This is a genomic window from Candidatus Aquicultor sp. (genome assembly GCF_054640775.1).
The window spans coordinates 1-26,451 of sequence record NZ_JBTSLF010000016.1; the positions used below are offsets into that span (position 1 = coordinate 1).

The 26,451-nt window shown below is 50.6% G+C and carries 27 protein-coding genes; 19 read left to right on the forward strand and 8 right to left on the reverse strand.

The genetic code is table 11. The features are described from left to right. The 3 genes from ACYC56_RS02535 to ACYC56_RS02545 all read left to right on the forward strand — a co-directional run. The coding region (locus tag ACYC56_RS02535) for a tetratricopeptide repeat protein (RefSeq protein ID WP_461372611.1) at window positions 1-484 on the forward strand (484 nt) is incomplete at its 5' end. Between the two features lie 54 nt (window positions 485-538). Further along, window positions 539-6,277: a beta strand repeat-containing protein gene (locus tag ACYC56_RS02540; protein WP_461372612.1), complete on the forward strand. Its 5,739-nt coding sequence runs from the start codon at window positions 539-541 to the stop codon at window positions 6,275-6,277. A gap of 214 nt (window positions 6,278-6,491) precedes the next feature. Further along, window positions 6,492-6,719 carry a DUF805 domain-containing protein gene (locus ACYC56_RS02545; RefSeq protein WP_461372613.1) on the forward strand — a complete coding sequence of 76 codons (228 nt, stop codon included), beginning with the start codon at window positions 6,492-6,494 and terminating at the stop codon, window positions 6,717-6,719. A 13-nt stretch (window positions 6,720-6,732) separates the two neighbouring features. Here the strand turns inward: ACYC56_RS02545 and ACYC56_RS02550 are convergent, their stop codons facing one another. After that, window positions 6,733-7,176, reverse strand: a complete 444-nt coding sequence (locus ACYC56_RS02550; RefSeq protein ID WP_461372614.1) for a PPC domain-containing DNA-binding protein — start codon at window positions 7,174-7,176, stop codon at window positions 6,733-6,735. A 471-nt stretch (window positions 7,177-7,647) separates the two neighbouring features. Here ACYC56_RS02550 and ACYC56_RS02555 point away from each other — a divergent pair, with 471 nt between their 5' ends. From ACYC56_RS02555 to mutM, 5 genes are all read left to right on the forward strand, one after another. Further along, complete coding sequence (locus ACYC56_RS02555) at window positions 7,648-8,850, forward strand: NAD(P)/FAD-dependent oxidoreductase (protein WP_461372615.1); 1,203 nt, start codon at window positions 7,648-7,650, stop codon at window positions 8,848-8,850. A gap of 120 nt (window positions 8,851-8,970) precedes the next feature. Beyond that, entirely contained in the window at window positions 8,971-10,269 is a 1,299-nt protein-coding gene (locus tag ACYC56_RS02560; RefSeq protein ID WP_461372616.1) for an MFS transporter, read from the forward strand. A gap of 243 nt (window positions 10,270-10,512) precedes the next feature. Further along, complete coding sequence (locus tag ACYC56_RS02565; protein ID WP_461372617.1) at window positions 10,513-11,175, forward strand: TroA family protein; 663 nt, start codon at window positions 10,513-10,515, stop codon at window positions 11,173-11,175. After that, complete coding sequence (locus ACYC56_RS02570) at window positions 11,168-11,800, forward strand: YbhB/YbcL family Raf kinase inhibitor-like protein (protein WP_461372618.1); 633 nt, start codon at window positions 11,168-11,170, stop codon at window positions 11,798-11,800. Before ACYC56_RS02565 ends, ACYC56_RS02570 begins: the two co-directional genes overlap by 8 nt. A gap of 110 nt (window positions 11,801-11,910) precedes the next feature. Beyond that, window positions 11,911-12,744, forward strand: a complete 834-nt coding sequence (gene mutM, locus ACYC56_RS02575; protein ID WP_461372619.1) for a DNA-formamidopyrimidine glycosylase — start codon at window positions 11,911-11,913, stop codon at window positions 12,742-12,744. 126 nt (window positions 12,745-12,870) lie between these two features. Here the strand turns inward: mutM and ACYC56_RS02580 are convergent, their stop codons facing one another. After that, entirely contained in the window at window positions 12,871-13,251 is a 381-nt protein-coding gene (locus ACYC56_RS02580) for a DUF4870 domain-containing protein (RefSeq protein ID WP_461372620.1), read from the reverse strand. Window positions 13,252-13,491: 240 nt separating this feature from the next. On the opposite strand from ACYC56_RS02580, the gene ACYC56_RS02585 reads away from it, so the two are divergent. Next, window positions 13,492-14,160: a SanA/YdcF family protein gene (locus ACYC56_RS02585; RefSeq protein WP_461372621.1), complete on the forward strand. Its 669-nt coding sequence runs from the start codon at window positions 13,492-13,494 to the stop codon at window positions 14,158-14,160. A gap of 2 nt (window positions 14,161-14,162) precedes the next feature. Here ACYC56_RS02585 and ACYC56_RS02590 read toward each other — a convergent pair whose 3' ends face one another. Further along, complete coding sequence (locus tag ACYC56_RS02590) at window positions 14,163-14,705, reverse strand: DJ-1/PfpI family protein (RefSeq protein ID WP_461372622.1); 543 nt, start codon at window positions 14,703-14,705, stop codon at window positions 14,163-14,165. 154 nt (window positions 14,706-14,859) lie between these two features. On the opposite strand from ACYC56_RS02590, the gene ACYC56_RS02595 reads away from it, so the two are divergent. Then, window positions 14,860-15,408 carry a DJ-1/PfpI family protein gene (locus ACYC56_RS02595; RefSeq protein ID WP_461372623.1) on the forward strand — a complete coding sequence of 183 codons (549 nt, stop codon included), beginning with the start codon at window positions 14,860-14,862 and terminating at the stop codon, window positions 15,406-15,408. Here ACYC56_RS02595 and ACYC56_RS02600 read toward each other — a convergent pair. Continuing rightward, window positions 15,405-16,043, reverse strand: a complete 639-nt coding sequence (locus ACYC56_RS02600) for an HD-GYP domain-containing protein (RefSeq protein ID WP_461372624.1) — start codon at window positions 16,041-16,043, stop codon at window positions 15,405-15,407. The two genes, ACYC56_RS02595 and ACYC56_RS02600, sit on opposite strands and share 4 nt — an antisense overlap. A gap of 173 nt (window positions 16,044-16,216) precedes the next feature. Here ACYC56_RS02600 and ACYC56_RS02605 point away from each other — a divergent pair, with 173 nt between their 5' ends. The 7 genes from ACYC56_RS02605 (at window position 16,217) to ACYC56_RS02635 (ending at window position 21,579) form a co-directional block, all read left to right on the forward strand. Next, the gene (locus tag ACYC56_RS02605) at window positions 16,217-16,609 is read left to right on the forward strand and encodes a hypothetical protein (protein WP_461372625.1); all 393 of its coding nucleotides are present in this window, start codon (window positions 16,217-16,219) and stop codon (window positions 16,607-16,609) included. Between the two features lie 2 nt (window positions 16,610-16,611). Beyond that, entirely contained in the window at window positions 16,612-17,211 is a 600-nt protein-coding gene (locus tag ACYC56_RS02610; RefSeq protein ID WP_461372626.1) for a gluconate 2-dehydrogenase subunit 3 family protein, read from the forward strand. Further along, a complete protein-coding gene (locus ACYC56_RS02615; RefSeq protein WP_461372627.1) occupies window positions 17,198-18,751 on the forward strand; it encodes a GMC family oxidoreductase in 1,554 nt (517 codons plus the stop codon). Before ACYC56_RS02610 ends, ACYC56_RS02615 begins: the two co-directional genes overlap by 14 nt. 178 nt (window positions 18,752-18,929) lie before the next feature. Then, window positions 18,930-19,220, forward strand: a complete 291-nt coding sequence (locus ACYC56_RS02620) for a hypothetical protein (RefSeq protein ID WP_461372628.1) — start codon at window positions 18,930-18,932, stop codon at window positions 19,218-19,220. Between the two features lie 8 nt (window positions 19,221-19,228). Beyond that, a complete protein-coding gene (locus ACYC56_RS02625) occupies window positions 19,229-19,747 on the forward strand; it encodes a GAF domain-containing protein (RefSeq protein ID WP_461372629.1) in 519 nt (172 codons plus the stop codon). Between the two features lie 9 nt (window positions 19,748-19,756). Next, window positions 19,757-21,127, forward strand: a complete 1,371-nt coding sequence (locus tag ACYC56_RS02630) for an HD domain-containing phosphohydrolase (protein WP_461372637.1) — start codon at window positions 19,757-19,759, stop codon at window positions 21,125-21,127. 134 nt (window positions 21,128-21,261) lie between these two features. Further along, window positions 21,262-21,579: a muconolactone Delta-isomerase family protein gene (locus ACYC56_RS02635; RefSeq protein WP_461372630.1), complete on the forward strand. Its 318-nt coding sequence runs from the start codon at window positions 21,262-21,264 to the stop codon at window positions 21,577-21,579. 92 nt (window positions 21,580-21,671) lie between these two features. Here ACYC56_RS02635 and ACYC56_RS02640 read toward each other — a convergent pair whose 3' ends face one another. Continuing rightward, a complete protein-coding gene (locus tag ACYC56_RS02640) occupies window positions 21,672-22,262 on the reverse strand; it encodes a hypothetical protein (protein WP_461372631.1) in 591 nt (196 codons plus the stop codon). Between the two features lie 283 nt (window positions 22,263-22,545). Between ACYC56_RS02640 and ACYC56_RS02645 the strand changes: the two genes are divergently transcribed. Continuing rightward, complete coding sequence (locus tag ACYC56_RS02645; protein WP_461372632.1) at window positions 22,546-23,046, forward strand: rhodanese-like domain-containing protein; 501 nt, start codon at window positions 22,546-22,548, stop codon at window positions 23,044-23,046. A 171-nt stretch (window positions 23,047-23,217) separates the two neighbouring features. Here ACYC56_RS02645 and ACYC56_RS02650 read toward each other — a convergent pair whose 3' ends face one another. The 3 genes from ACYC56_RS02650 to ACYC56_RS02660 form a co-directional block, all read right to left on the reverse strand. Beyond that, entirely contained in the window at window positions 23,218-23,712 is a 495-nt protein-coding gene (locus tag ACYC56_RS02650; protein WP_461372633.1) for a redoxin domain-containing protein, read from the reverse strand. Between the two features lie 155 nt (window positions 23,713-23,867). Further along, window positions 23,868-24,770 carry a 4-hydroxy-tetrahydrodipicolinate synthase gene (gene dapA, locus ACYC56_RS02655; RefSeq protein ID WP_461372634.1) on the reverse strand — a complete coding sequence of 301 codons (903 nt, stop codon included), beginning with the start codon at window positions 24,768-24,770 and terminating at the stop codon, window positions 23,868-23,870. A 111-nt stretch (window positions 24,771-24,881) separates the two neighbouring features. Continuing rightward, window positions 24,882-25,067: a hypothetical protein gene (locus ACYC56_RS02660; protein ID WP_461372635.1), complete on the reverse strand. Its 186-nt coding sequence runs from the start codon at window positions 25,065-25,067 to the stop codon at window positions 24,882-24,884. Between the two features lie 152 nt (window positions 25,068-25,219). Here ACYC56_RS02660 and ACYC56_RS02665 point away from each other — a divergent pair, with 152 nt between their 5' ends. Further along, window positions 25,220-26,410 carry a flagellar hook-length control protein FliK gene (locus ACYC56_RS02665; protein ID WP_461372636.1) on the forward strand — a complete coding sequence of 397 codons (1,191 nt, stop codon included), beginning with the start codon at window positions 25,220-25,222 and terminating at the stop codon, window positions 26,408-26,410. The last annotated feature ends 41 nt before the right edge of the window (window positions 26,411-26,451 follow it).

Here is a 26,451-nt window from a genome sequence, read left to right on the forward strand (position 1 = left end):
GCTGCAAAAAGCAGTGTCGCTTAATCCAAACGACAGCAAGGCACATCTGAGCCTGGCTCAAGGCTATTCCTCGGTCGGAAAGATCAAGGATGCCGAGAGCGAGTACCTCGAGAGCCTTAAGCTTAACTCGAATCAACCTGAGGCCCAGTACAATCTCGGGATCATCTACAAGAGCAGGCGTGAGTTCGATAAGGCCCTCGATCACCTACAAAAAGCAAAAGCGCTCAATAAGAGCCTCTATCCAGCGGATATTATGATAGCGTATGTCTATCGCGAGATGGGCAAGCCTGATAAAGCCGTTACCATCCTGTCCGGGCTCATAAAAGCCCAGCCGTTCGGCGCCAATCTTGGCGATCTGCATGCCGAGCTTGGATTAGCCTATCAGGCCCAAGGGAATGCTGCCTTAGCTAAAGCAGAGTGGCAGGAAGCTTTGAAGCTCGACAAAGACAACGCAAAAGCTAAGAAATACCTGGGTGTTAAATAATAATCGAGTGTTTTGAACCACGACAGATAAAGAAGACCGACAAGAACAGACAGAATGACGACAACAAGACAAATTGGTTCTAACAGTTTGGATACGATGTTCGATAATCGAGAGACAAGAGCTATGAGGGGCAAGCTCAAGTTCGTTTTGCTTATTGCCGTATTTGCTATGCTTACTATGACCGTTCTGGTAGCACCGGCATTTGCGGCCACGTCCGTCATCACCTCGCCAACAGCAAATTCATATATCGAAGGCTCAGTTCCAGTAATCGGCACTACGACCAATGCTTATAAGATAGAGTATGGCGTCGGAGCTACGCCGGCAATATGGACGCAGTTCGCCACAGGTTCTTCAGCGGTTACCAACAATACATTAGGCACCTGGGCCTCGACCGGCGTCGGCGACGGCGGGTACACCCTAAGGGTTACTTTGACCAGGGGCGCTGCATCAAGCTCGCAGGTTTTCGTCGATGTGGACAACACAAATCCGACAGCTACGATCACAGCCCCCGCAAACAACTCGAATGTATCCGGTGTAGTTACGATTACCGGAAGCGCCAACGATACAAACTTTTCTAATTACGTCCTGGATTACGGCGCGGGCGCAGTCCCGGCTTCTTGGACAACTATTACTAACTCGACGTCGGCCGTTACAAATAACACACTTGGGGTATTGGATACCGGCGCTCTGGCGAGTTGTGACTACACACTACGGTTAACTTCAACCGATAAAGCAAACAATACGACTACGGCAACGATCCTGGTTCATTTGGACGGGACCCCGCCGGCGACGATGCTTTCTACCGCACCATCTTCAGCGGATGGCAACAACGGATGGTTCAAGTCGGCTGCGACCATAACATTATCGCGAAGTGAGGCCGGCACTACCTATTACAAATGGAACACAGCGCCGAGTTACTCGGTATATGTCACACCGATTTCTGCGCCGGCAGGGTCAAATACGCTGTATTATTACTCGGTAGATACCGCAGAAAATACCGAGACAGTAGGCAGCCAGGTCATTAATGTGGATACCGCGAGCCCGACAAGCTTTACATTAAGCTCTCCGGCCGACGCAGCGTGGCTGAAAGTACAGAAGCCGACGCTTTCATGGAATGCCTCGTCTGATGCACTAAGCGGTCTTGCCAAATACATCGTTAAAGTCGACGGAGCGGTCGACCAGCAGGTTGGCCCTGCGGTTATCTCAACCCAAACAGCAGCCACCTTGGCAGCTGGCTCTCACACCTGGCTTGTTATTGCAGAAGATACCGCTGGAAATCAGACAACCTCAACAGCCCGAACGATAAATATCGATATAACCAATCCGATAACAAGCATCACCTCGCCTTCGAAAAACTCGACGGTTACCGGAACAAGCAGCATCATTGGAACCGCTTCTGATACTAATCTCACTAGCTATTTGCTCGAGTATGGTTCAGGGGCAGCTCCATCATCATGGACTACGATTACGAATTCTTCGACCGGCGTTACCAACGGGACGCTCGGTATATTTAATACCGGCTCTCTTACGAACGGCGATTACACAATCAGGCTTACATCGACGGATAGGGCGGGAAACACTGCGACAACATCGATACTGGTGCATGTAGATAAGGTCGCACCTGTCACAGCGCTGTCTACGAGTCCGGCGACCACCGATGGCAACAACGGCTGGTTTAAGTCGGCCGCAAACGTGACCTTGACGAGCAACGAACCCGGAACAATCTACTATAAATGGAACACGGCGCCAAGCTACTCGGTATATACTACGCCGATCGCTGCCCCATCAGGCTCAAACACGATTTGGTACTACTCGGTGGACACATCGGGCAATACCGAAACTGCCGGCAGCCAGACAATAAAGGTCGATACGACAACGCCGAGCCCGTTTGCACTGGCGTCACCGGCAAATGGTAGCTTCTCGGCGAACCAGCGGCCAACGCTCTCGTGGAACGCGTCCGCTGATACTGGAAGCGGCCTTGCTAAATACCTGATTAAAATTGATGGGGCGACCGATCAGCAGGTGGGCTCTACAGTGATATCAACACCGACGGCAAGCCCTATAGCCGATGGACCTCATACCTGGCAGATAGTTGCAGAAGACATCGCCGGGAATCAGACGACTTCGGCAAGCAGAACGATAAATATTGATACCGTAAATCCAACCGCGACTATTACATCGCCATTGAACAGCGCGACTATATCTGGAACGACGAGTATTATAGGCACGGCTTCCGATGCTAACTTTGCGAGCTATGTTTTGGAATATGGCTCGGGGGTTGCACCGTCGTCATGGACGACTATAACCGCTTCGTCGTCTGCAGTTACCAACAGCACGCTTGGAACTTTAAATACGCTATCCCTTACCAGCGGCATGTATACTATAAGATTAACCACGACCGATCAGAGCGGCAAAACCTCTTCGGCATCCGTGTCGGTCACAGTCTCTAACGACACGATTCCACCGGTCACTAGTTACTCAACCAATCCTGCAGCCCCTAACGGGAACAACAGTTGGTTTAAATCAGCCACGACTATAATCCTGACTAGCAGTGATCCCGGCACGACCTATTATAAATGGAACACAACGCCGGGCTATTCAGTATATGCGGCCCCGGTTGCCGCACTGCCGGGCACGAATACGCTTTGGTATTACTCGGTAGATTCATCGGGCAACACCGAAACTGCCGGCAGCCAGGTCTTAAGGGTAGATACCGGAACGCCGGCAGGCTTTACACTGAGCGCACCAGCTGACTCAACATGGACGACAACCCAGCGGCCAACGCTTTCATGGAACGCCTCATCCGATGCAGTGAGCGGTCTTGCCAAATACATCGTTAAAGTCGACGGGGTGGTCGACCAGCAGGTCTCGACATCTACATTGTCGACTCAAACCGCAACGACGCTGGCATCCGGCCCTCATACCTGGCAGATAGTTGCAGAAGATAGTGCGGGCAACCAGGTTACCTCAGCTACCAGGACGATCAACGTAGATGCTACCAACCCGACGGCCAGTATAACAGCTCCGTTGAATAACGCGACGATTACCGGTACCGTAAACATACAAGGAACAGCGTCCGATACTAACTTCTCTAATTACAAACTCGAGTACGGAGCAGGTGCTTCACCATCATCATGGACTACGATCACGAACTCTTCGTCCGGTGTGACTAACGGCACGCTTGGAACGTTAAATGCCGGCTCTCTTGCAAGCGGCGATTACATGATGCGGCTTTCTGCGACGGATAGTGCAGGGAATACTGCAACTACATCAATACTCGTGCATGTGGACAGTACAGTGCCAACAACAACTCTCTCAACCACCCCGGCGACTGCAGATGGAAACAACGGCTGGTTTAAATCGGCTGCGACTATAACGCTATCAAGAAGCGAGGCCGGCTCAAGCTGGTATAAGTGGAATACAGCGCCAAGCTATTCAGTATACTCCAGCCCGGTTACCGCGCTATCCGGTACGAATACGCTCTGGTATTACTCGGCGGATACCGCAGGTAATACCGAGACCGCCAAGAGTCAGGTGATAAAGGTAGATACCGGAACACCGGCAGGCTTTACGCTCAGCGCACCGGCCGACGCGACATGGACGGCGACTCAGAAGCCGATGCTTTCTTGGAACGCCTCATCCGATGCAGTGAGCGGTCTTGCCAAATACATCGTTAAAGTCGATGGTACTATCGATCAGCAGGTCTCAACCTCAATCGTATCGACCCAGACTGCGGCAACCCTCACACAAGGACAGCATACCTGGCAAGTCGTTGCAGAGGATGTGGCGGGCAACCAGGTGGCCTCAGCCACGAGAACGATTAATGTGGATACCGCCAATCCGACGGCAAATATCACATCGCCGACAAACAATACCACAGAGACCACCACGTTTAATATCGTTGGTACCGCATCCGATGCTAACTTCTCTAATTACAAACTCGAGTATGGAGCAGGCGCATCACCGTCATCCTGGACTACGATCACGAATTCGTCATCAGCGGTTACCAACAACACGCTAGGCTCACTTAACGCGGCATCCCTGTCTAACGGCAGCTATACTATCAAATTGACGGTTACCGATGGCGCTAGCAAAGTATCAACGGCCTCTGTTCTCATCTCGGTTGCAAACGATGTTTTACCGCCCGTATCGAGCTATACCACAACCCCAAGCGCCCCGGATGGCAATAATGGTTGGTTTAAGTCACCAACGACGACATTCGCTGTGTCGAGCAACGAGACAGGATCTCGCTGGTATAAGCTGAATGCAGACCCTGGTTACTCGTTCTATACGGCACCGGTTTCACTCCCTGAAGGGGTAAATACGCTATCCTACTATGCCGTTGATGTCTCAAATAATACGGAGACGCCACCACATAGCGCGACGATAAAAGTCGATTGGTCCGCTCCTTCAACGGTGCCAAGTCCATCGAGCCCGCTTGATGGGGTGTGGATATCAAACCAGGCTCCGACATTTGCGTGGAACTCATCAAGCGATGCGGTTTCAGGTATCGCCAAATATAAGTTGATGATCGATGGTGTATTCAACAAAGAAGTCGCATCGAGCGTTACGGCGATGACACCCGCATCAGCGCTAAGCGCCGGAAGCCATACTTGGCAGATTATCGCAGAGGATGCTGCGGGCAACCAGACGTCCTCTGGCGCACCGAGAAATTTAAACATAGATATCACCAAACCAACAGCTGCAATAACATCGCCGGCCGCTAACGCTACAGTGAAAGGTTCTGTAACTGTTACGGGTACTGCGGGCGACAATGTGCAGATTGAGAGTTACACGCTGGAATATATCAACGCAAACGGCGGCTCACCCTCTTCCTGGACGAAATTTGCAGAGGGATTTAATACGTCCATTAATAACGGCGTTCTGGGTACGCTTAACACGGTAGGCTTGTCTGATGATAAGTATACGATCAGACTTACGGTAACCGATATCACCGGCCAAACCAACACGGCAAGCGTGTCCGTAACTACAACTAATGGGGATACCACTAATCCGACAACGCCGGGCAGTTTCAATGCGGTTCCACTTGATACGAAAACTCCGGCAACGGGCAGGGTATATCTTTCATGGCTTGCCTCGACCGATAACAAAGCCGTTGCGGGCTACAGGGTGTATAAAAAAGTCGGGACAAATAACGTCTTGCTGGTAACGACTACCGGTACCAGTAAGATGCTGACCAACCTGCCGGAGAAAACGACCTATGAACTCTTCGTTGAAGCGTACGATGCGGCAGGAAACGCCTCAGATCCGTCAACCGTGCTAACGGTCACCACGTTTGCGGCGCCTATAACAGTAACTAAGATGAATCAGCCGGTCGTTCTCGGGCCGGTTACATTAACGTATCCGCAAAACGCGACGCCAGGAACAGTTGAAGTCACCGGTTCTGTAAACCCGGCTCAGCCGCTTCCAATCACTGTTGCGATGGTACCCGGAACCGCGTATGACATCGATTCCACAGTAGTCTTTACGGGTTCGACTACAGTGACTGTGTCCTACGACCCGAGCAGGGTTCCAGGCGATCAAAATACCTTGCAGTTATGGCACTGGGATGGCTCTCAGTGGGAGAACACCACGATAAGCCGGGACATCGCCAACCATACGATCACCGGAAAGTTTACACACTTCTCGGGTGCGGTAATAATTAATCCATTGACGGGACTACCCGAAACCTTCGCATATGGCATGAACACAAACATCCTGTTCATACTGGCTATTATGATGCTATCGATCGGCGGCTACCTGGTCAGCACACGACGCACCGGTCTGCTATAGCGCTATGTGCGTAATGCCGCGCTAATTTCTACCCCAAAATAAAAACCGATTTGTCTGCTAGCGTGCCGTTGTTATGCCACCCGTTCTAAAATCTGGATAAACTTCTTACAAACTGTTTAAGTTATAGTATCATTAGTTGGTAAGTTATCTATAACTTGCTAGGCGATATGGTGATGAATCTTATTAATAGCGCTAACTAAAAAGGGGAATATACATGGCAGGGATAGGTCTTCCAGAGCTTATAGTAATCCTACTGATTACAGTTGTGCCGTTATGGAGGATACTCACAAAGGCCGGTTACTCGGGGAGAGCGAGTCTGTTGGCGTTTGTCCCGGGTTTGAATTTTCTCATACTGCTCTTTCTCGCATTCTCTAAATGGCCTATCGAGGGCAAGCTTGAGAGGTTGCAGCAAAGCACTGCCAATGAAACCAGCACTATGTAAATTTTTGTTATGCTTACCGGCTGACGATTTTAAGAAGGCTCAGCCCTATCGCGGGGTCAAACTCTCTAACGGCATTTACTCCTGCGACTTCCATGATGACCGCCTCGAGAACTAGAAACGCCTCTGAGTTCTCCCTTAGGCAACCGACTTTCACCGTGTCCCTCTTTCCGAAAGCGCCGTGGAGGTGGATCTTCGGCTCGTCGCCCTGCCAGAAAATCGTGCCGATGCCGAGGATTTCATTGCTCTCGTCGATCTCTCTCCATATGGGAACCGGGGGAAGATCATCGGTCTCCGGCCCGACGACAATTCTGCCTTTCTGCATGCCGCCGACAAGATACACGATTCCCGCACGTATATTCTCTGTCTTCGCAATACCGAGGACATTACCCAGCACCTCATCGCCGTCCTCAAACCGTGCGATTACTACTCTACCTATTTTTCCAACCTGGTATTCCATACAAACTCCCTTAACATCTATCCTTGCCATCCATTATTTGATCTGTTATTTGACCTAGTATTTGATCGACTCATTGATCGATCTACCATTATTATCCCATTATTAGCCTGGAAGATGTAGTACCGGCATGTTTTCCGCCTGCTCACCGCTCAAACAAGGAGGTTTACAATAGCACTGCTTATGCCTATACCGAGTATGGTAATAGCGAAATTACGCAGTGCCGGTGGTGATTCTCTGCCAAATCTGCTATGAACTCTGCGATGTCAATCTACCATACATATTAAACTACAGGTAAAGTAGGTAATAACGTATTGCTGGTCAAGATTATCATTAGATAAATTAGCAACAAATGCTTGCCTAATTTGTGCGAGGTTGCTATAATCCAATTACACATATATACCCCCTAGGGTATAATGATAAGATAGGTGCAACCATCGGCTAGTTAGTTTGAGTGGAAAGAAGTTACCAAGTATGTCTAGAGTTGTTGTAGTTGGAGGCAGTTTTGCCGGTCTTACGGGTGCATTGGAAACAAAGCGCAAGCTAGGTAAGAACCATGAAGTCATCCTCATCTCAAAAACAGATAATTTTGTATATATCCCATCTTTGATATGGGTTCCTTTTGGCTGGCGCGATGTTAAGGACCTGACAATCCCACTTAAGCCCATCCTCGACAAAGAGGGCATCCGGTTCGTCCATGCTGAAGTAACAAAGGTGGATTCAGAGAATAATACCGTCAGTACAAGTAAGGGTGATTACGATTATGATTACCTGTTGCTTGGATCGGGTGTCGATATCCGTTTTGATATGGTCGAGGGGCTTGGGCCGGATGGGCACACCTACTCGGTCTGCACGCCGGGACACGCCGAGCATGCCCGCAAAGGTTGGGAGAATTTTGTTAAAGACCCGGGGCCGGTCGTTATCGGCGCAAGCCAGGGCGCAAGCTGCGTGGGCGCCGCCTATGAGTTTTTGTTCAACTTTGAATATGCCTGCCGCAAGGCCGGTATTCGCAAGAAAGTCGACATTACGTGGATTACCCCAGAACCGTTTCTCGCGCACTTTGGTATCGACGGCATGAAGGGTGGAGAAGCGCTCGTAAAAGTATTTATGAAGAAGTTTAAGATCAATTATGTTACCAGCTCTGAGATCGAGAAAATCACCGAAGATACCGTAATGCTCAAGAACGGCAAGAACCTGCCGTTTAAATACTCGATGATTATCCCGCCGTTTAATGGGGCCAAATTCGTTAAGGCATCCGGCGATCTCGGTGACGATAAGGGATTTATCCCGACGCACGATACCTATCAGCACAAGAAATACAAAAACATTTTTGCCGCAGGCCTTGCCGTACAGCTCCCGGCTCCGTGGAAAACCCCGGTAGCCATGGGTGTGCCGAAAACGGGCTACCCATCCGATGAAACGGCTAAAGTGGCTGCGGCAAACATCGCACGTCTCATAAGCGGCAAGGGACATTTACATTCCAAGCCGATGGGCAAAATCCCGGGGCTTTGCGTTCTAGACGCGGGTAGGAAAGAGGTTATTATTGTAACCAACCATCTCTTGAAGCCGCGCCAGTTCGCCATGATGCTTCCTAATCCGTTCAATGATTTCACAAAGCTTTTCCTCGAGAAGTACTTCTTGTGGAAGACGAGAACCGCTAAATCTTATCTGCTATAGGCGCCTTCCGCGGTAACCTTACCGGGTTGCCATCTTATAAGGCCCCCGCCTCGTTCAGGCGGGGGCCTATGTATTATATAAAGGAAACTCCTGCTGGAATAGTATATAATAGCAACCATTATGCGTGACACGGTTGATGAGATTACGACGGGCGGTTACGGCGTTCCGGCCGATAGAGGCATCCATTATGGTGTTTGGGTGCTGATAGCAGCTGTGCTTACCAATCTCGGGGCCATCGGTTTGGGACGGTTCGCGATAGGAATGATCATCCCAAAAATGGGCGCCGGGCTTGGCCTTACCAACACCCAGCTCGGGATTATCGTATCCGGCATGTTCATCGGCTATCTGCTGACGACGGTAATCAGCGGTGCGCTTGCCACCCGTATCGGGCCACGTAAGGTAATTGCGACTTCGATGTGCATGGTTTCTGTCGGAATGGTCATCGCCGGGACGGCATCCGGTTTCTGGGCGGCCCTTATCGGCCAGCTGTTAACCGGTATCGGGGCGGGTGGGAGTAATGTGCCGACCCTCGGCCTTATAACCCGCTGGTACTCGCAAAAAATAAGGGGCACCGCAACCGGAATCGTCCTCGTGGGCAGCGGCCTGGGGTTTGCCTTGTCCGGCATACTCGTGCCGTATATTATCGATGCTTACGGCGCATCCGGGTGGAGGGCAAGCTGGTTTTACCTCAGCTGTATCGTATTCGTAATTACTGTATTGGGCGCTCTGATCTTTAGAAACAGCCCGTCCGAAGTCGGTCTTAAACCCATCGGCGGCAACGTAAGTTCCGAGGGGTCGGGAGAGCTACAGCGGGATGATGATGGGGCGCACGGGCACTGGAAGGACGTCTACCGCTCACGACCGCTCTGGGAACTCGGCTTCATCTACCTGATGTTCGGCTTCTCATACGTCGGCTTTACCACCTTCTTCGCGAAGTATCTGGTCGAAGAGATCGGTTTTACCCACGGCTCTGCCGGCGAATTGTGGTTTATCGTGGGCCTCATCAGCCTCGTAAGCGGGTTTTTATGGGGCATCCTCTCCGATAAAATCGGGCGAAGGATCACACTGATCATCGTCTATGCGCTCCAGGGACTTTGCCTGGCATCATTGGGCGCAACCCACAACCCAACCGTGATAATCATCGCATCCATCGTCTATGCGACCACATTGTGGAGTATCCCGTCGATTATGTCGGCCGCCTGCGCCGACTATGTGGGAGGCCCGCTGGCACCCGCAGCGATCGGCATGGTCACCATATTCTTCGGCATCGGCCAGGTCTTGAGCCCCTCGCTGAGCGGCTACGTAAAAGACCTCACCCACAGTTTCGCCATCCCGTTCCTGATCTCGGCCGCCGCCAATGCTACCGGCGCCCTTCTTTCCTTAATGCTCCCCAACAGGGACGACCATCCCAATAATTAATCATTCAGCCTCTATCAGTTCTCCCTGATAAAGGGGACAATCGCACATGCCTGTGGTAGAATAAGACATTACTGGGAAGCAGGAGATTCGGCATGATCCTTGCTGGGGTCTCGCTGGAATTTGGTGATGCGCGTGCCGGACGACGTAATGAAAAACGATATAATGGATATCGATCAACTTACTCACTACCTGAAGTTGAGCCGGGAGACGATAGAGGGTCTTTTGAAGTGCTGAGACTTCCCGGTGATAGATATCGGCGGTCAGAGCCGGTTTAAGCGGGAGGAAGTTGATGCATGGATGATAAAGAAAGGCAGAAAGGCTGGTGGAGATAGAGTGTCGGCATTAGATGTTCTTAAAGGGGATCTTGATCCGCTCACAAAGCGGATCGTTTTTATGGGGTATTTTACTTCAGAGTTGGAGAAACAGGGGGCTTCGCCCGTAGCCGCCGGCAACTACGCCGTCGAGCTTTACACGTCCGGTGGGTATAAGTCGGATACGGTCGATATGATAGCGCCTGCTGAGCCGACCGGTACATTACTCGAGCGTATGGAGTTTGTAAGAGAGGCCGGTGCCTGGGTCAATAATGAGGTTGGCATAACGGCCAAAATAATCGCCGAAGACCTCGATGAGGCCAGGCTTCAGAGGGTAAATCAGGTCGATGTAAACGGCCTTACGGTTTACATCCTTGGCATCGAGGATACAGTAATCGATAAACTCAAGAACTTCGTTTTCGATGGCGAGTCAAGCGCAATCACCTGGGTACAGGAGGTAATCGAACTCAACGTCAATCAACTAGATTTAGATTACCTGAATGAGGAAGCAGTCAAAACAGGGGTCTCGGGACCCCTTAAACAGCTTCTCATCGAGCTGAGGCTCGAAGACGAGGAAGAAGAGGGTCTTGAATAGAACAAGCGGTATGTTGTCCGTTGTAATTCTTATTCTCTGCAGTGTTATTTTTACCGGCTGCAGTGGTAAAACTGAAACAACGGGCGTAACCGCAACATCCGAGAGCACAACGCCCTCAACAACAGCGGGGGCTATATCGACAACGGCGGAGAGCACTATGAAGCTGGCATCAACCTCACTTCAAAATGGCGGCACCATCCCGGTCAAATACGCCAATACCAGCGTGCCGGGCGGGCAAAATATCTCGATTCCTCTCGAATGGAACGATGCCCCTGCGGGTACAAAATCCTTCGCAATCTCGATAATAGATACAAGCGCAAACAACTGGGTGCACTGGATGGTAATCAATATCCCGGCCACCACGACATCGCTGCCCGAGGGCGCTTCGGGCAAGAAGATGCCGGTGGGGTCAAAAGAACTCACCAACACATTCGGTGCCCCCGGCTACGGCGGCGCCCAACCCCCACCGGGCTCCGGCCCACACAACTACGTTATTATAGTCTATGCTCTCGACACCGGCTCAGTGTCGATGCTCGAACAACCGACCGCAGACGAATTTGAGCAGGCCCTGGATGAGAAAGCCCTCGCCAAAACCAGCCTCACCGCCACATTCTCTCGGCAATAAAAAACTTTGCCGATTCTGCATATCCTCGCGCAACTCGGGAATAAAAATCTAAAGCTCGCCCAACAATGCATAGTCGCAACAAGGTACCTGCTATCTATATTCTACGGGTGGTGATCGCAATACCTGAGTTACCTGAGGTCGAGACGATTAAGCGAGAATTCGAGCATGAGATAATCGAGCGCGGGATAGAGTCCGTCGAGGTAAGGACGCCGAGCATCTTAAATATCCCGCCGGCGCAGTTTGTCGAGCGGGTAAGCGGCGCCGAGTTTACCGCTGTCAGCAGGCGCGCGAAGTATCTTGTGGCAAACTTGTCCAACGGATATAGCCTGGTAATACACCTTAAAATTAGCGGGCAACTGCTGTATGTGCCGAAAAACGATCCAATCAAGGATTATACGCATGTGATATTCAACCTCGATGACGGCAAGCAGCTTAGGTTGCGTGACGTCAATTCGTTCACGTCGATCCAACTTATAAAGACGAGCGATATTCCGGCGTTCTTCGCTCACCAGAAGCTCGGGCCCGAGCCGCTAAACCCGGGCTTTAACTATGACGCCTTTAAGACCATCATGCGGCGGCACCCGAGGGCAAGGATAAAACCGCTCCTCCTCGACCAGCACTTCCTTGCGGGCATCGGCAATATTTACGCCGACGAGATACTCTTCTTTGCCCGCATCCGCCCCGATAAACGGGTCTCCGAACTCTCAGAACTCGAGGTGCGCAGAATCTACGAGGGTATCAAGCGGATCCTCCCGGAGGCGATACGGCATCGCGGAACGACGACCCAGTTCTATCTCGACCTAAACGGGCGCCAGGGGGAGCACCAGAACTTCCTTAAGGTGCACGCAAAAGCGGGCAAGGCATGCGAAGGGTGCCCTGGTGTCGTAGAAAAAACAGAGCTATCCGGGCGGGGAACCTACTTCTGCCCGAGCTGCCAGCATTAAAGCTTCTACCGGAACTACAAGAAAACTATGCAAAGAAAAAAAGCGGGGGGACGATCCCGCTTTTTCTGTAAATCATGTTGACCAGTAACTATTAGTCAATTATAAAAGCTGTATAAGTACTTTACGTTATTGGATTCTCTGCTCCGCAAAATCGCCGATAAACGGGAGCTTATACTCTTCGCCTGAGAATGCTTTGATGAGAAGAATGATCCATGCAACCAACCCGCCTATAGAAATGGCCGCCCAGAGAATAACGCCGATGAGCGCACCGATAAGTGGGATAAAATGCAGAATTGCCATCAGGATCATATAGGCGATCCAAGCGACAAACAACGCGACGCTAAATGTCACCGACTGCCATGCATGGAACTTGACGTACCTGTTGTCCTTCTCGATTGCAATAAAAACGATTCCGCCTATGATGCCAAACAAATACGCTAAGAAAGCCGCTAGCTTAGGATCGAGACCGGTGCTTGAAGTCTCTACTGTGTTCTGTGTCTCACTCATTACTACTACCTCCTGTTCTGTACTATCCTGCCTATTTTTTTGCTTACTAACTGCAACCCCTAGCTTGTTGCTTACTGTTAGCTATAAGTTCTCTATTAACCAGGTTTTACCTTTAAAGATTTGAACCTATTTCTTATAACTTTGTTTCGTATCGGCAACATGAAATATGAACTTAACGCCAGGCATCTCTACGTCCTATGCTATAGTAAAAGCACTATGGTACCTATTAAACTCAGCTTAATGCCAAGGCAGATAGCTCTCATCACAGCACTGGTGCTGGTCATAGGGGTAGTGTCGGTTCTTGTAATGAACTTGGTCGTTGTTTGTGGCGCCCAGGGCCATATCGTACGTTCACCCGATAAGGCGCCGCGCGCCCCGGTTGCCATTGTACTCGGGGCAAAGGTGCTTAAGAGCCGGAGGCTTTCGGATATGCTTGCAGACCGGGTAAATGCGGGAATCGATCTTTACAAGAAGGGCAAGGTCAAGAAGCTGCTGCTGACCGGCGACCATGGGCGAACGGCCTATGATGAAGTAAACAGCATGCGAAAATATGCTCTTCAGAGGGGCGTGCCTGCCGGGGATATATTTATGGACCATGCGGGGTTTAACACGTACGATAGCATGTACCGGGCCCGCGATGTGTTCGGGGTCAAACAAGCAGTCATCGTGACGCAAGATTTTCACCTCGCCCGCTCGGTTTACACAGCGAGGGCATTGGGAATCGATGCGTCTGGGGTCTCCGCGGATAGGCATATCTATGCGGGGGTGGTGCGCAATGAAGCACGCGAGGCGCTGGCTCGCATTAAGGCGTTTATCCAGCTTACCATCACTCACCCCAGACCGAAGTTTTTAGGCCCGAAGATCCCGATTACCGGTGACGGGCGGCTCACCAACGATAAGAACGATTAAGACTATGCCGCAAACTCGGTTAATCTGCGCAGTTCATCGACTATCGCCTGGCAGAAATCCTCTAAGTCTTGGGGGCCGCGGCCGGTAACAAGGTTTCCGTCGATGACGACCGGCTCATCAAAATATCTTGCCCCTGCGTTTTCGAGGTCGACCCTAATAGACGGGGAACCGGTAACGTTTTTACCCTTTAGAGCTTCAAGATTGATAAGTACCTGCGCGCCGTGATCGATGGCACCGATTATCTTGCCCGAATTGTACATGTCGAGGATAAACGCAAGTGCATCCTCATCCATTCTGGTAATATCCGGCGAGTAGCCGTCGAAGATCACCACCGCATCGAAGTTATATGAACGCCCTTCTTCGTAGCTGACCTCAACGTCGACCTGTGTCTTGCGGTCCGCGTCGGAGAGCTTCTGCCCTGCGGTCTCTCCCACGGTGCTGATCAACGCGCTCTCCTTGGAGAGGCAGCTATGTAGACCGTTGAACTCGTTTGCATCAAAACGGTCCGAAAGGACCAGTGCCACTTCTTTTCCTGAAATCGCCATGAAAACTCCTCCTTTTGTTACTTGATTATTACCCCTCACACAGTGGCGGAAACAATTTCCTTGCAGATGAGCACGCCGGAGTTTGCAGGTTTTGTACCCGTTTATCGCGGGTAAACTCTGCTTGTCTTTGTTTAACACATTGGAGGGATACCTTATGCAGGCAAGGGGAAAGAACATCGCTATTCTCCTGCCGAACCACTTCAATGCAAGTCTTTTCAATACGTTAAGGGATTGCATTGTCGGGGCAGGCGGGAAGGTTTTAGTCGTAGGCTTTAAGGAAAACGAGCCGTTGACGGACAGCACACGAAAAGAGGTGCTGACGATAGATATCGCGACAGAAAACCTGGGCCTGGGTGACTACGACGCCCTTGTCATCCTGGACAGTTCGACGCCCGAGGAAATGATTGCCAGCAGAAAAAACTTAGGGCTTATCTCAAAATCATACGAGCAGCAGAAGGTGCTGGGTGCGGTCGATAGGGGCGTCGAGCTTTTGGTGGCGGCTCTCGGGCGTCTGATGAGCGACCGCGAAGTAACGGGTCCGCCCGAATCCAGAATAGATCTTGAAAGCACCGGCGCCAACTTTGTTGATAAAGAGGTAGTGGTCGACAAGTACTTGATTACGGCGAAAACCGTTAACGACGCGGAGAGGTTTTGCCAGGTACTTTTGGATGTAGTTCAATCTGTCGGAGGACTTGCGGCTTAAACGATTTTTCTTGCCGCATCATCGTTCATGATGATGCGGGTAAGTACCCTGACGATGTTCCGGTCAAGCGTTGTAGAGCTGTTGTCTTCAAGCTCTTTAAGAGCTTCTTCGACCGTAAAGGCTTTTTTATACGGCCGGTTCGAAACCATTACTTCAAATGAATCTGCGACCGCGACTATCCTTGCATAAAGGGGGATCTCGTCTCCCTTTAAACCGTAAGGATATCCGCTGCCATCCAGGCGTTCGTGGTGATAGAGAACGGCCTGGGCAATGAGTTGGAGCCCGGTTTTTGCTACTATGCGTTCCCCGATGATCGTGTGAAGCTTGAGTTCCTGCAACTCTCTGTCGGTGAGCGGCTCCGTCTTCTTCAGGATGAGTTCCGAAATGGCCACCTTGCCTATGTCGTGTAGATGCCCGGCGATTCTGAGGTGATCGACTTGCTCCGGTGACAATCCGAGTTCATGGCCGATGAGTTCGGCAAATACAGCCACGCGCTCCGAGTGCCCCTGCTGGCAGCTCTCTTCGCCTTCAATCCTTTTTACAAGAGCATGCAGTATATCCCCGTAATGGGATTCCTCTGGCTCCTGACTGCTGCTTTCCTGATCGTTATGGAATATGGCCTTGCCGTTATTCATACATGTCCTCCGATTATAGTTATCGGCAGCTCTCGAAGCCCGCTTAGGGCATCATAAGGGAAAATAGGGAGTGCGGGCGCGTAAAGCCCGTGTTTTGATAGAAAGATGGGCTATTGGGCAATAATAGTTGTAGGTACTGCTCATCTACCGTTTGTTCGGGGAGGCGCTCGCGTTTGTTATTGCTCGGATTATCGATTGCGACATGGGCGATCATTCTGGTCACTCTCTTATTCGCAATTCTATGGGTACAGGTTCTAATTTTGCATTATCGGGGCGCATTCCGCCGTATTTGGATGTGGGAGCCGGTTGTCTACTTACCGATTTTAGTCGTTATGGGAATAGTCGCTATTTTTGTTCACGGGGTATTCCTGGAAGTTTACGGTATTGCGTTGACGCTATCAATGTTGATGGGCCTCTCAGGGTTCGTATTTCATATTCAAGGGATTTTAAACGAGGTCGACGGTTGGAATCTTGATAATATTATGGTCGGCCCACCGCCGATGTTTCCTTTGAGCGTAGCTCTGATTAGCATGATCGGTGTCGTCGCGGCCCTTTTGGGGAGGTAGTAATGTCTGCTGAATCGTATCCCGACTATAACGTGCTCGACCGTATGGACTTCTGGGACGATCATACCAGGCAGATCGTCGAAGCCAGGCTGTCGTCGGTGCCACAGCCCGCCTTCTTCACAACCGAGGAGGCCATAATCCTTGAGGCGGCTGTCTTAAGGTTATTACCCCAGCAAAGAGAGAACCCTATCTCCGTGGTGCCGTTTATCGACGAGAAGTTGGCAAAGAATCGGACGGATGGGACGCAATATATAGATATACCCCCAATGCAGGAACTATGGAGGATGTTCATCCGCTCTCTTGATGAGGAGGCGCAGTATGCCTATAAGCAACGCTTTATAGGGCTCGACGGTGAGGCGCAGGATACGGTGTTAAGGGCGCTGGAAAAAGGTGAATCGCGATCATCGACGTGGGGAAAAGTGCCGGCAAGGAAATCTTTTCAGCAACTGGTAAGCGTTGCGGCCATGTTTTATTATGCCCACCCGGAAGCCTGGAATGAAGTGGGCTGGGGTGGGCCCAAGCATCCCGAGAGATATGTCAGGATAGAATGCGGTCGCAAAGACCCTGAAGAGCCGGGGAGGGTCGGCGATGTCCTCGGGTAAGCCGGATGTCGTTATCATCGGCATAGGCGGCGCCGGGGCCGTTATTGCGGCTAAGCTCGCACAGGCAGGGGTATCCGTTGTCGGTTTGGAGGCGGGTCCGCATTGGGACTCGCAGAGCGATTTTGCTAGCGACGAACTCTCGATGATGGACAAGCTCTTCTGGCTTGATAATAGGATAAGTGCGGGCCACGACCCTATCGAGTTGGGGCGGGCAAATTCGGGGCGCGGCGTTGGCGGCGGCACGGTCCACTTTCTGGGGTACGCCTTACGGTTTCACGAGGATGATTTTAGGACGAAGACAATCGATGGTGTCGGTGAAAACTGGCCGATAAACTACAACGACCTCGAGCCATACTATGCCGAGGTCGAGAGATTTAACCAGGTATCGGGGCCGACGTTTTTCCCTTGGGGCGCCTACCACGGGCCATATCCAAAGCGAAGCCACTACCGGGCCTGTATGCACGAGAGATTTCGCCGGGGCTGCGAGACGCTTGGGATTCCCTCAACGGTTGGGCCGATGTTTATCTTATCGAGCGCCACAAACGACAGGCCCGGCTGCACGTACCGCGGGTTCTGCAAGTTCGGCTGTATACCGAAATCCAAATCGAGCACACTCGTTACCTACGTCCCGCACGCCATTAAGTACGGCGCAAAGATAATCCCAAACGCTATGGCCGTGCGGTTAAACGTGGGCAAGGATGGGACCATCAGGAGCGTAACGTACTTAAGCGAAGGCAACGAGCGGGAGCAGGAAGGGGGTACGTTTATCGTTTCAGCTTACTCGATCGAAACGCCGAGATTGCTGCTTAACTCGAAATCGGAGCAATTTCCGGAGGGAATCGCGAACTCCTCCGGGATGGTCGGTAAGAACCTGATGGTGCACTCCGCCGATTTTGTCATCGGCAAGTATGAGGAAATGATCAGGCAATACCGGGGCCCTCAAGGGCTTGCCCTTACCCAGGAATGGTACATAAGAAAACCCGGTGATGGCTTTGCGAGGGGATATACTATCGAGACCGAGACCTTGCAGCCGATCGAGTTTTCGCAGGCGCTGGTAAAGGGAAAAGGGGTTTGGGGACGGCAGCTGATCGACGACATGCGAGACTATAATCATTATGTAAGCTTTAGAATTGTAGGCGAGTGCCTGCCCAGCGAGAACAACACGGTTACCCTTGCAGATGAGCTCGATCAATATGGAATCCCGAGGGCAAAAGTAACGTATAGCTACTTGGATAACGACAAGAGGCTTATCGAGCATGGCGTGCGAAAATGCAGAGATATACATGAAGCCGCCGGTGCGATTGAGACCTTTCGGTATCCTGTGACCTCACATCTTCTCGGAACGTGCAGGATGGGGAGAGATCGCAGGACGTCGGTTGTCGACAAATGGTGCCGCTCGCATGACGTAGCCAACCTGTTTATCTGCGATGCTAGTGTTTTTGTGACCGGGGCGGGTGTAAATCCAACCCTTACCGTGGAGGCGCTGGCCGCACGGACCGCCGATTATATCATCGATGCAAAACAGCGTTTTGAGTTATAACTTACCGTTTCTGCCTTTTGAGCTGTGCTTCTACCCGGCAACCCTGTGCCAATTTTTTCATAAAGAACGTTTGTTATTGAGCCGATAGTGTATCCTAACTAGTCTTTATAAACACTAACTTCAATAAACGATATTAAATGATACAAACAGCAAGGCGTGTAACCCATGGGTGGAAAACATGGTAGCTAACCAGCTTGATCTACATAGTCTAACACCGAATGATAGCGTTATCGCTATTTTTTGCGTTGCCATAGCGCTTCTTGCTGTGATGGGTATCCGGCATTTAAAAGACAATCATTATTTCAAATACTTTGCAGCAAGCTTTAGCTTCTTCTTTATTTCGACGGCGGCAAGTATTCTAAAATCGCTTAGTCCGGGGCCTTTAGGCCTGGTGGAAGATATAACCCTAATTTTTGCGGCTTTACCGGTGGTTCTTGCCGCATTGAGATTCAGGAGGGCAGATCCATAGTCGCTATCATGCTTCTCTTTGAACTTGTGATAGTAGGTATGTGCATGTTCGCCATTGCTCTGCTGTTCGGTAAAAACGAACGTAGTGGGAATTTTCATGCTAAAAAAGCAATCGCCTCGGTGAGTTTGGCTTTGGGGATGCTGGCCGTTGTGAACTTCGTATCTGACAAAACAGAAAATCCTTTTGCTGTTTCCGCTGAGATATATTCGAGGGTTTTAATAGCAGTGCTCTGGTTTCTGCTCATTTACCATGCCGTTTATGCTGAGATAAAAGATACGATAAAACGAGGAGAAAAAGAGCTGGCGGCTCTGAATGACGTGGCCATGGCGGTCGGTCAATCGATGGATCTCTCTCAGATATTACATGACGCGCTTCTTGCTGTTGTTAAGATCGCCAATTTTCAAGTAGGTTTTATCTACCTTTTCAATGAAGAAAAAAACGTTCTTGAGCTGGCCGCTTGGCATGGCGATATCCCCGATAATTTAGCCCGAAAGCTGATTACTTTAAAACCGGGGCAGGAAGTCTGAGGGGTCGTTATCAAGGAAGACCGGTCGGTCTGCCTGGAAGACCTCACAAATGACCCTATCGCTCAGGAATCAGAGGTCGCCGTGAGCCTCGGTATACACTCAGTTGCCGGTACCCCGTTGCGGTATGAAGGCAAAGTTATTGGAGCAATAACTGTTGGAAGCACTACAGCCAAGTATATAGATGCTAAAGACAGGCTCTTGATCGGATATATGGCTAACCAGATTACGCTTGCGATCATCAAAGCGCAACTTTACAAAGAGGAGAAAGAGGCGAGGCTAAAGTTAAGCGCGCTTGAGAACGTCTCTGAAGCAGGGCTCACCACGTTGAGCATCGACGGAATGCTGAACGAGATCGCGCAACGAATCGCGTCGAACATGAATGTGGATTGGTCGGGTATTATTCTTTTTGAAGACAAACATGGGATGATGATCGCTGAGCGCACCTCGAACGGTTGCAGTTCTATGAAGGGGAAAAGCATGAGCAACGGTTGCGAGGTTATCAGCGATATTCTTGCGAAAGGTAAAACCAGGGTTCTGAAAAAGAACTCTTTAAGCGAAGTAAAGCGACACGTTAATGAATCCGAGATCAAGTCTATTGCTATTGTGCCTATTAACCTAAGGCAAGATAGGGCCTGTACGGTTGCCATCGGAAAGAAGGCAAGAGGCTCTTTTACCGACAAGGAACTCCAATTACTTGAGCTGCTTAGCTCAAGAGCCGCATTCGCGCTAGAAAATGCCATGTTGTTTAGCAGGCTCGAGCAATCGTACCTCGACACAATAGAGTCCTTGGTAAAAGCTATCGAGGCGAAAGATAAATACACTCGCGGACATTCGGAGCAGGTCGCAACGCTTGCGCGGGAGATAGCCCTTGTTATGGGGCTGGATAGAGACAGGGCGGAGCGGATTTACACCGCGGGCCTCCTGCATGATGTCGGCAAAATCGGAATCTCAAGCGGTGTGTTATGTAAACCGTCTATATTAAGCCCCGAAGAGTATGATGAGATTAAGCTTCATCCGATAAAAGGGTATGAAATCCTAAAACCTATCCGCAGCTTTGCCGATCTTGCGGAGATCGTCTTGCAACACCATGAGCGATTCGATGGCTCGGGATATCCAAGGGGTCTACGTGGAAACGACATATTCCTTGAAGCGCGCATTTTGGCCATTGCGGATGCATACCAGGCAATGATTTCAAGCCGTCCTTACCGGAAGGGGCTTCCCATCGACCAGGCAATACTCGAGATTCGAAAAGGCGCAGGCGGCCAATTCGACCCGGAGATAGCTAATATCTTTATCAACATGCTTGAACAAGAGCAGCAGCAATCCCCACGACCCTCAAAACCCAGAAATATCCCCTCTGATTCTATAGCCCGACGTTAATTAAATTCACATCATGCTGTTCCCTGTAATAGTAAGAGTATTTGGGTACATTAAGTAGCGAACTACTTGAATTACTATTTGAACCGCGATTTTGTTTTATGGTTTGAAGAGCTATTACATTTGGAGGTGCTGGCATGAAGTTCTTGGTTATTGATAGGGGCGGAAGTATCGAACTTTCGCCGACTGAAGGTGAATCCCTGTTCATGCAAACCCGTGATTGGGTGAGGGATATGATGGATACGGGCAAGATCGAGATCGCCTACGCGTTGTCGGGCGAGATGGCGAGCGTCGTGATTTATGATGTCGAGTCGAATGAGGAACTTGATGATATGTTGCAGGATTATCCGCTCAGCAACTACTCGGTGTTTGAGGTTTATCCGGTATCGGATGCGCTTCGTTCGTTTGAGAAAGCGGCCGGCGTTTTTGGGATGAGAAGGCAGATGGCGGCGTAGGCCCGAGTTTTGAGGCGAAAAATAAAAGCCGGTGTGATAACCGGCTTTTATCTGTATATCTTGATGTATTCTTTATTTCACTTGTTAGATTGTTACTGGCTAGGCCCGCTCTTTGAACTCTGTACGGTCCACTGGCCTTTATCGTTTTTAATAAATGTCCAGGTCGCTATCCAAGAGCCGTTCGGCCCTAGATCCATGGTGACAGGTACATTAGCTACATTGCCATTAATGGCCGGTGTGCCGACCTTGTAGCCTACGAGGCCGTAGCCCTCACGCTGCTGGCCGAAAGTGGCAGCATCGCCCTGGCTCTTGTTTGCATAAGGTTGCAGATCATATGCGGTCTTCCAGTCCTTTGCTATCCACGCCTTGTAATATTTTTCGCAGAACTGATCAAGGTTCATAGTTGCCGGGACGATTGTCGCGGGGTCTTTTGAGCTAACCGGTTCGCTTGATTGCGGGGCCTCTGCTGTTGGGGCTGCTAGCGGAGCGCCTGTCTGAGGTGCTGCCGTTCCGGGTTGAGCGGCCTGTCCTGATTGCCCGGCTTGCGGTGCCTGGGTGCCTGTGCCCGGTTGAGTTGAGTATACCGGCTGAGAGTCATTCTTTCCAAAAAATGCCGCAAAAATCACTAAGGCAAGTACTGCCACACCGATTACTGCGATTGGAAGGATCTTTTTCAAATCCACGAAGCGACTTCCTTTCTCTCGAATGTGAAAAATTACATTTGCTGATAATGTACCTTAAACTGCACTAGCTTTCAAGTGCAAGATACGGCTGATATTAATTGCATGGGGCTGTAGAAACCTCCATTAGTTTGCTCGAAAATAGAGACAACACGGCACCAGCGCGTGCTATAATGCTTAGAAGGTTTGCTGGTACCAGCCGGGGTATGGTATAGGTCACCTAATCCGTGCTCGGGTACTAGCAACTATAAGTATCTATAAATAGCTTAACAGGAGGTAAAAAGAATTGCTTAACTTTAGAAAATTACTCGCAATATTTGCCGTAGCCGCATCGATCTTTGTGGCAGCCGGCTGTTCATCGAACCAGGCTACGGTTCAGGACCAGGGCGGCGTCCAAACTGGCGTTGATCAGTCGCAGAACGGGCAGCCGACTGATCTGTCGGATTTACAAACGCAACCGGCCCAGCAATCGCAGGCGGCCAGCTATCAAAATATCGACGCCGCACAGGCCAAACAGCTTATCGACGCTAAATCGGTTCAGCTCATCGACGTCAGGGAAGAGGATGAGTTTAGGATGGGCTATATTGCGGGCGCAAAGCTGATTCCGTTGGGCCAGCTTACTTCGCGAATAGGAGAGATCGATAAAACGAAGCCGGTCCTTGTGTACTGTGCTACCGGTGCGAGAAGCGCCGAGGCCGCACAGGTTCTGGTCGCATCCGGCTACACCAAGGTCTATAATCTCGCATCCGGTGTTGATGGCTGGACTTACGGATTAACCCAGAATTAGCATGGCGCTTGGTAAAGCGGCGGCTAAGTACCTATTTACAAGGATAGCGTTAAGCGTATAATTAAATGTATCTGAAGATATCCACGCAATAAAGACGGGTTTTTACCCCGTCTTTATTGTTTATGGCTGCATTACATCGCATGCGCTTTTATAGTGTCCCTATTTACAGCGCTAGCTCGCCAGATTTTCCTCTCTTTTCTCAAGACGTTTTAAGACGTCAATGGCCGCATTGATGTCGGGCAGTACATCGTCGGGATAGCTCTTCGCGTATGTTACGACACCCGCCGAGTCGATAACGTAAACCACGCGTGTTTCGCGCTGTTTTTCTTCGCTCCATACTCCAAAAAGGCGCCCCACATTTCCGAACCAATCGGAAAGCAGGGGAAAATCGATGCCGAGTTTTTCCGCATATGCCTTATGGGACCATTCGCTATCTGCGCTTATGCCCACGACCTGGGCTCCAAGCTGGCGTATCTCAGGCAGGTGCTCGAGAATACGGCCAAACTCCGAGGTTCAGACAGGTGAAAAGTCATGCGTGTAAAAGACCAGTAAAACGTTTTGGCCGCGAAATTGCGAGAAGTGACAACTGTTTCTGTCTTGGTCCGGTAACGTAAAATCGGAAACGAGTTCTCCTACTTCGAGTGCCATAAGCCATCCTCCATTCATACTAGTATGTGGAATATTCCCACAATTGAGGCGAGTAATGCTTGATGCCGATTAATGGTCTCAAAAACAAAAAAGAAGTGGATGCCGTTGGTGGGCATCCACTGGAAATATTCTTTTGCATAAGTCTCTTGTTGCTGCTCTATGGCAATCCAGGCCTAGCTGATTTTACCAAGCTCGAGGAGGGCTTTTCTCAGTACTTCCTTGCCCTTTTCAGTCATGCCGATCAGCGGGAGACGTACTGGGCCGGCAGGTACACCCATCCAGGTCAAAGCTTGTTTTACCGGGACCGGGTTGGGCTCGACAAAGAGCGCGTTTACCACGTCGAGGGTTTTAAAGTGGATATCGCGGGCCGCATCGATGCTGCCTTCGCCGACTAGTTTCACCATCTGGTCTACTTCTTTTCCGATAACGTGTCCGACAGCGGCAACCGCTCCATGACCGCCCAGGCACAGGAGTGAGAACGTAAGCGCATCTTCTCCTGCGTAAATATGGAAACCGGCGGCATGAGTGGCTTTTATTATCTTCATCGTCTGCAGGATGTCGCCGGAGGCGTCTTTCAGGCCGACGATTGTGTCAAGCTCGGCGAGTTTGATAATCGTATCGGGTTCGATGTTCCGCGCGGTTCTGCCCGGAATGTTGTAGATGATGATCGGCAAATCGGTCGCATCCGCTATAGCCTCAAAATGCTTTATGATACCTTCCTGGCTTGGTTTGTTATAGTAGGGACCGACCTGGAGCGTTGCGTTTACGCCGATATCTGCGGCGGCTTTTGTCATCTCTATCGCTTCCATCGTCGAGTTCGAGCCGGTACCGGCGATAACAGGAACCCGTCCGGCAACCGCGTCGACCGTGATCTTTATTACGTTGATGTGCTCGTCGTGCGACAGCGTTGGTGACTCACCGGTTGTCCCGCATGGGATGATCGCAGCGGCAGCCTGCTCATCGATCATATAGTCTATCAGGGTGCGAAGACCGGCCTCGTCGACTTTGTAATCACCGGTAAATGGTGTAATGATAGGGATAAGGCATCCCCTTAGGTCCCATTGCTTCTGCCTCATGTTGACTCCTCCTTGGTATACATCTTACAATTTTACCCTTTACATGGGTAAATGCGTCAAGCATTATTAGGTGTTTTTTGGAAAGAATACTGCCCGGGGGAGGATGGAGCCTTACTTGCTATCGGACTGCAAGAAACTCTCGATCTCTCTAAGGCCGCGCTCGGTCTGGCTTTTTATGATCGACTCGGAGAGAAGCGACTGCATTTTTTTATGTGTGTCGATGATTTCGTTCAATAAATCGTTTATGCGGTTTAGCTTTTCGTGCTGGGCATCGGCCCAGCGGTTGGAATCGCTCATGTAGCTATATTACCATATATTCCCATTATGTACCATAGGTGCCAGATCATGCGAATGTCCTGTGTGCGCCCTATCGCAAGGGCTACCCGGCTCCGCTATACTATAAAGAATCGCAACGGATTCAGTAAACTTGAGCCTGGATTGGAGAGCCTATGCAAGCAGGGGGGATAAACCTACCGGGAATCAAAGATGTGGCGCTGATCAGGGCTTTGTCGAACAGCGCCGAGGGTGAGGTTGCCCTTAAGGCGGGCGATATCATTCAGGCGAAGGTGATTGCGGCCTCCCAGGAGAGCGTTATTTTAAATATCGGTGGTTCCCGAATTAGCGCTTCGACAAATCTTTCTCTAAGCGCCGGTCAAATGGTGGCGTTGGTCGTTGTTGAAGCCGGCCCGGAGAAGGTGGTCCTCAAGCAAGTCGCAGAGCAAACCCCCGGCTCGGTCACCTTAAAATACAGCAAAGCCGATCTTGCAGCGTATCTTCTTAACGACTCCGGGCTAAAAAGCAGCGATGTAAAGAACATAGCAATGCTGCTCCAGGGATCGAAAATAGATACGGGCGCAAGCTTTGCCGAGCTTGAGAAGCTCGTTTCACTGGCGCTCGGTAAGGGTGATGTGCCGGAAGAGCTTAATCTTGGGGCATTGCTCGGTGAAATCGACGAGTTGATCGTTAGCGCCGGCGACAAGCAAGAGATAGCGGGCAGCCTGAAAACGATGGCTAAGGCGATAAGCCATGAGGCAAACATGCTTGCTTTACTTGAAGGCGGCGAGATTGATGTTAGCGGTCTCAAGGCGAGCCTTTTACAATCCCGATCGGAGCTTGCAACGACAATCCAGAAAAGCCCGCATCTAACCAGCAGCGGGATATTATCGGCCGTGAAAGAATCGGTCGAGAAGGTCATAAGTGTGTTTCACGCGGTCGAGGCGCTGAACCTGCCGGTCGACCAACCCGTAAAGGGATTTATCTACCTGCCGCTTCCCGTGCGGTTGGGTGAGAACGTGGGGACGGCCGAGGTCAAGATCTTTAAGAAGGGGTCTGATGGCAAGGGCGGCGCGCAGCAATCATCCGTTTTTACCATCGGTTTTGCCCTGGACATGCCGGCGCTCGGTAAAACCAGGGCGTGGCTTGAGATGGCCGACAGGTTTGTAAGCTTCTCGATGGCTCTTGAGAATATAGAGGCGATACGGCTCGCTGAGAGTATGTTTGGCGAGCTTAAGCAATCCCTTGAGGATATGGGCTATCAGGTGGGTAAGATGAGTGCGGCCGAGATAAAAGAAGACAGCCCGATCAGTTTAATAGAAGAGAAGCTCGGCTTAAATCTTGCCGGCATAGACTTTAAGGCGTAATCATGCAGAAAGACAGAAAAATCGAGAAGACGCATAAACCT

Excerpts from the sequence above, each read along its gene's own strand:
- ACYC56_RS02595 (WP_461372623.1), top strand. The coding sequence starts at position 14,860 with ATGCAGGCAAGGGGAAAGAACATCGCTATTCTCCTGCCGAACCACTTC.
- ACYC56_RS02635 (WP_461372630.1), top strand. The coding sequence starts at position 21,262 with ATGAAGTTCTTGGTTATTGATAGGGGCGGAAGTATCGAACTTTCGCCG.
- ACYC56_RS02560 (WP_461372616.1), top strand. The coding sequence starts at position 8,971 with ATGCGTGACACGGTTGATGAGATTACGACGGGCGGTTACGGCGTTCCG.
- ACYC56_RS02665 (WP_461372636.1), top strand. The coding sequence starts at position 25,220 with ATGCAAGCAGGGGGGATAAACCTACCGGGAATCAAAGATGTGGCGCTG.
- ACYC56_RS02620 (WP_461372628.1), top strand. The coding sequence starts at position 18,930 with ATGGTAGCTAACCAGCTTGATCTACATAGTCTAACACCGAATGATAGC.
- ACYC56_RS02540 (WP_461372612.1), top strand. The coding sequence starts at position 539 with ATGACGACAACAAGACAAATTGGTTCTAACAGTTTGGATACGATGTTC.
- ACYC56_RS02580 (WP_461372620.1), bottom strand. The coding sequence starts at position 13,251 with ATGAGTGAGACACAGAACACAGTAGAGACTTCAAGCACCGGTCTCGAT.
- ACYC56_RS02545 (WP_461372613.1), top strand. The coding sequence starts at position 6,492 with ATGGCAGGGATAGGTCTTCCAGAGCTTATAGTAATCCTACTGATTACA.
- ACYC56_RS02590 (WP_461372622.1), bottom strand. The coding sequence starts at position 14,705 with ATGGCGATTTCAGGAAAAGAAGTGGCACTGGTCCTTTCGGACCGTTTT.
- ACYC56_RS02555 (WP_461372615.1), top strand. The coding sequence starts at position 7,648 with ATGTCTAGAGTTGTTGTAGTTGGAGGCAGTTTTGCCGGTCTTACGGGT.
- ACYC56_RS02660 (WP_461372635.1), bottom strand. The coding sequence starts at position 25,067 with ATGAGCGATTCCAACCGCTGGGCCGATGCCCAGCACGAAAAGCTAAAC.
- ACYC56_RS02625 (WP_461372629.1), top strand. The coding sequence starts at position 19,229 with ATGCTTCTCTTTGAACTTGTGATAGTAGGTATGTGCATGTTCGCCATT.
- ACYC56_RS02615 (WP_461372627.1), top strand. The coding sequence starts at position 17,198 with ATGTCCTCGGGTAAGCCGGATGTCGTTATCATCGGCATAGGCGGCGCC.
- ACYC56_RS02600 (WP_461372624.1), bottom strand. The coding sequence starts at position 16,043 with ATGAATAACGGCAAGGCCATATTCCATAACGATCAGGAAAGCAGCAGT.
- ACYC56_RS02585 (WP_461372621.1), top strand. The coding sequence starts at position 13,492 with ATGCCAAGGCAGATAGCTCTCATCACAGCACTGGTGCTGGTCATAGGG.
- ACYC56_RS02550 (WP_461372614.1), bottom strand. The coding sequence starts at position 7,176 with ATGGAATACCAGGTTGGAAAAATAGGTAGAGTAGTAATCGCACGGTTT.
- ACYC56_RS02610 (WP_461372626.1), top strand. The coding sequence starts at position 16,612 with ATGTCTGCTGAATCGTATCCCGACTATAACGTGCTCGACCGTATGGAC.
- dapA (WP_461372634.1), bottom strand. The coding sequence starts at position 24,770 with ATGAGGCAGAAGCAATGGGACCTAAGGGGATGCCTTATCCCTATCATT.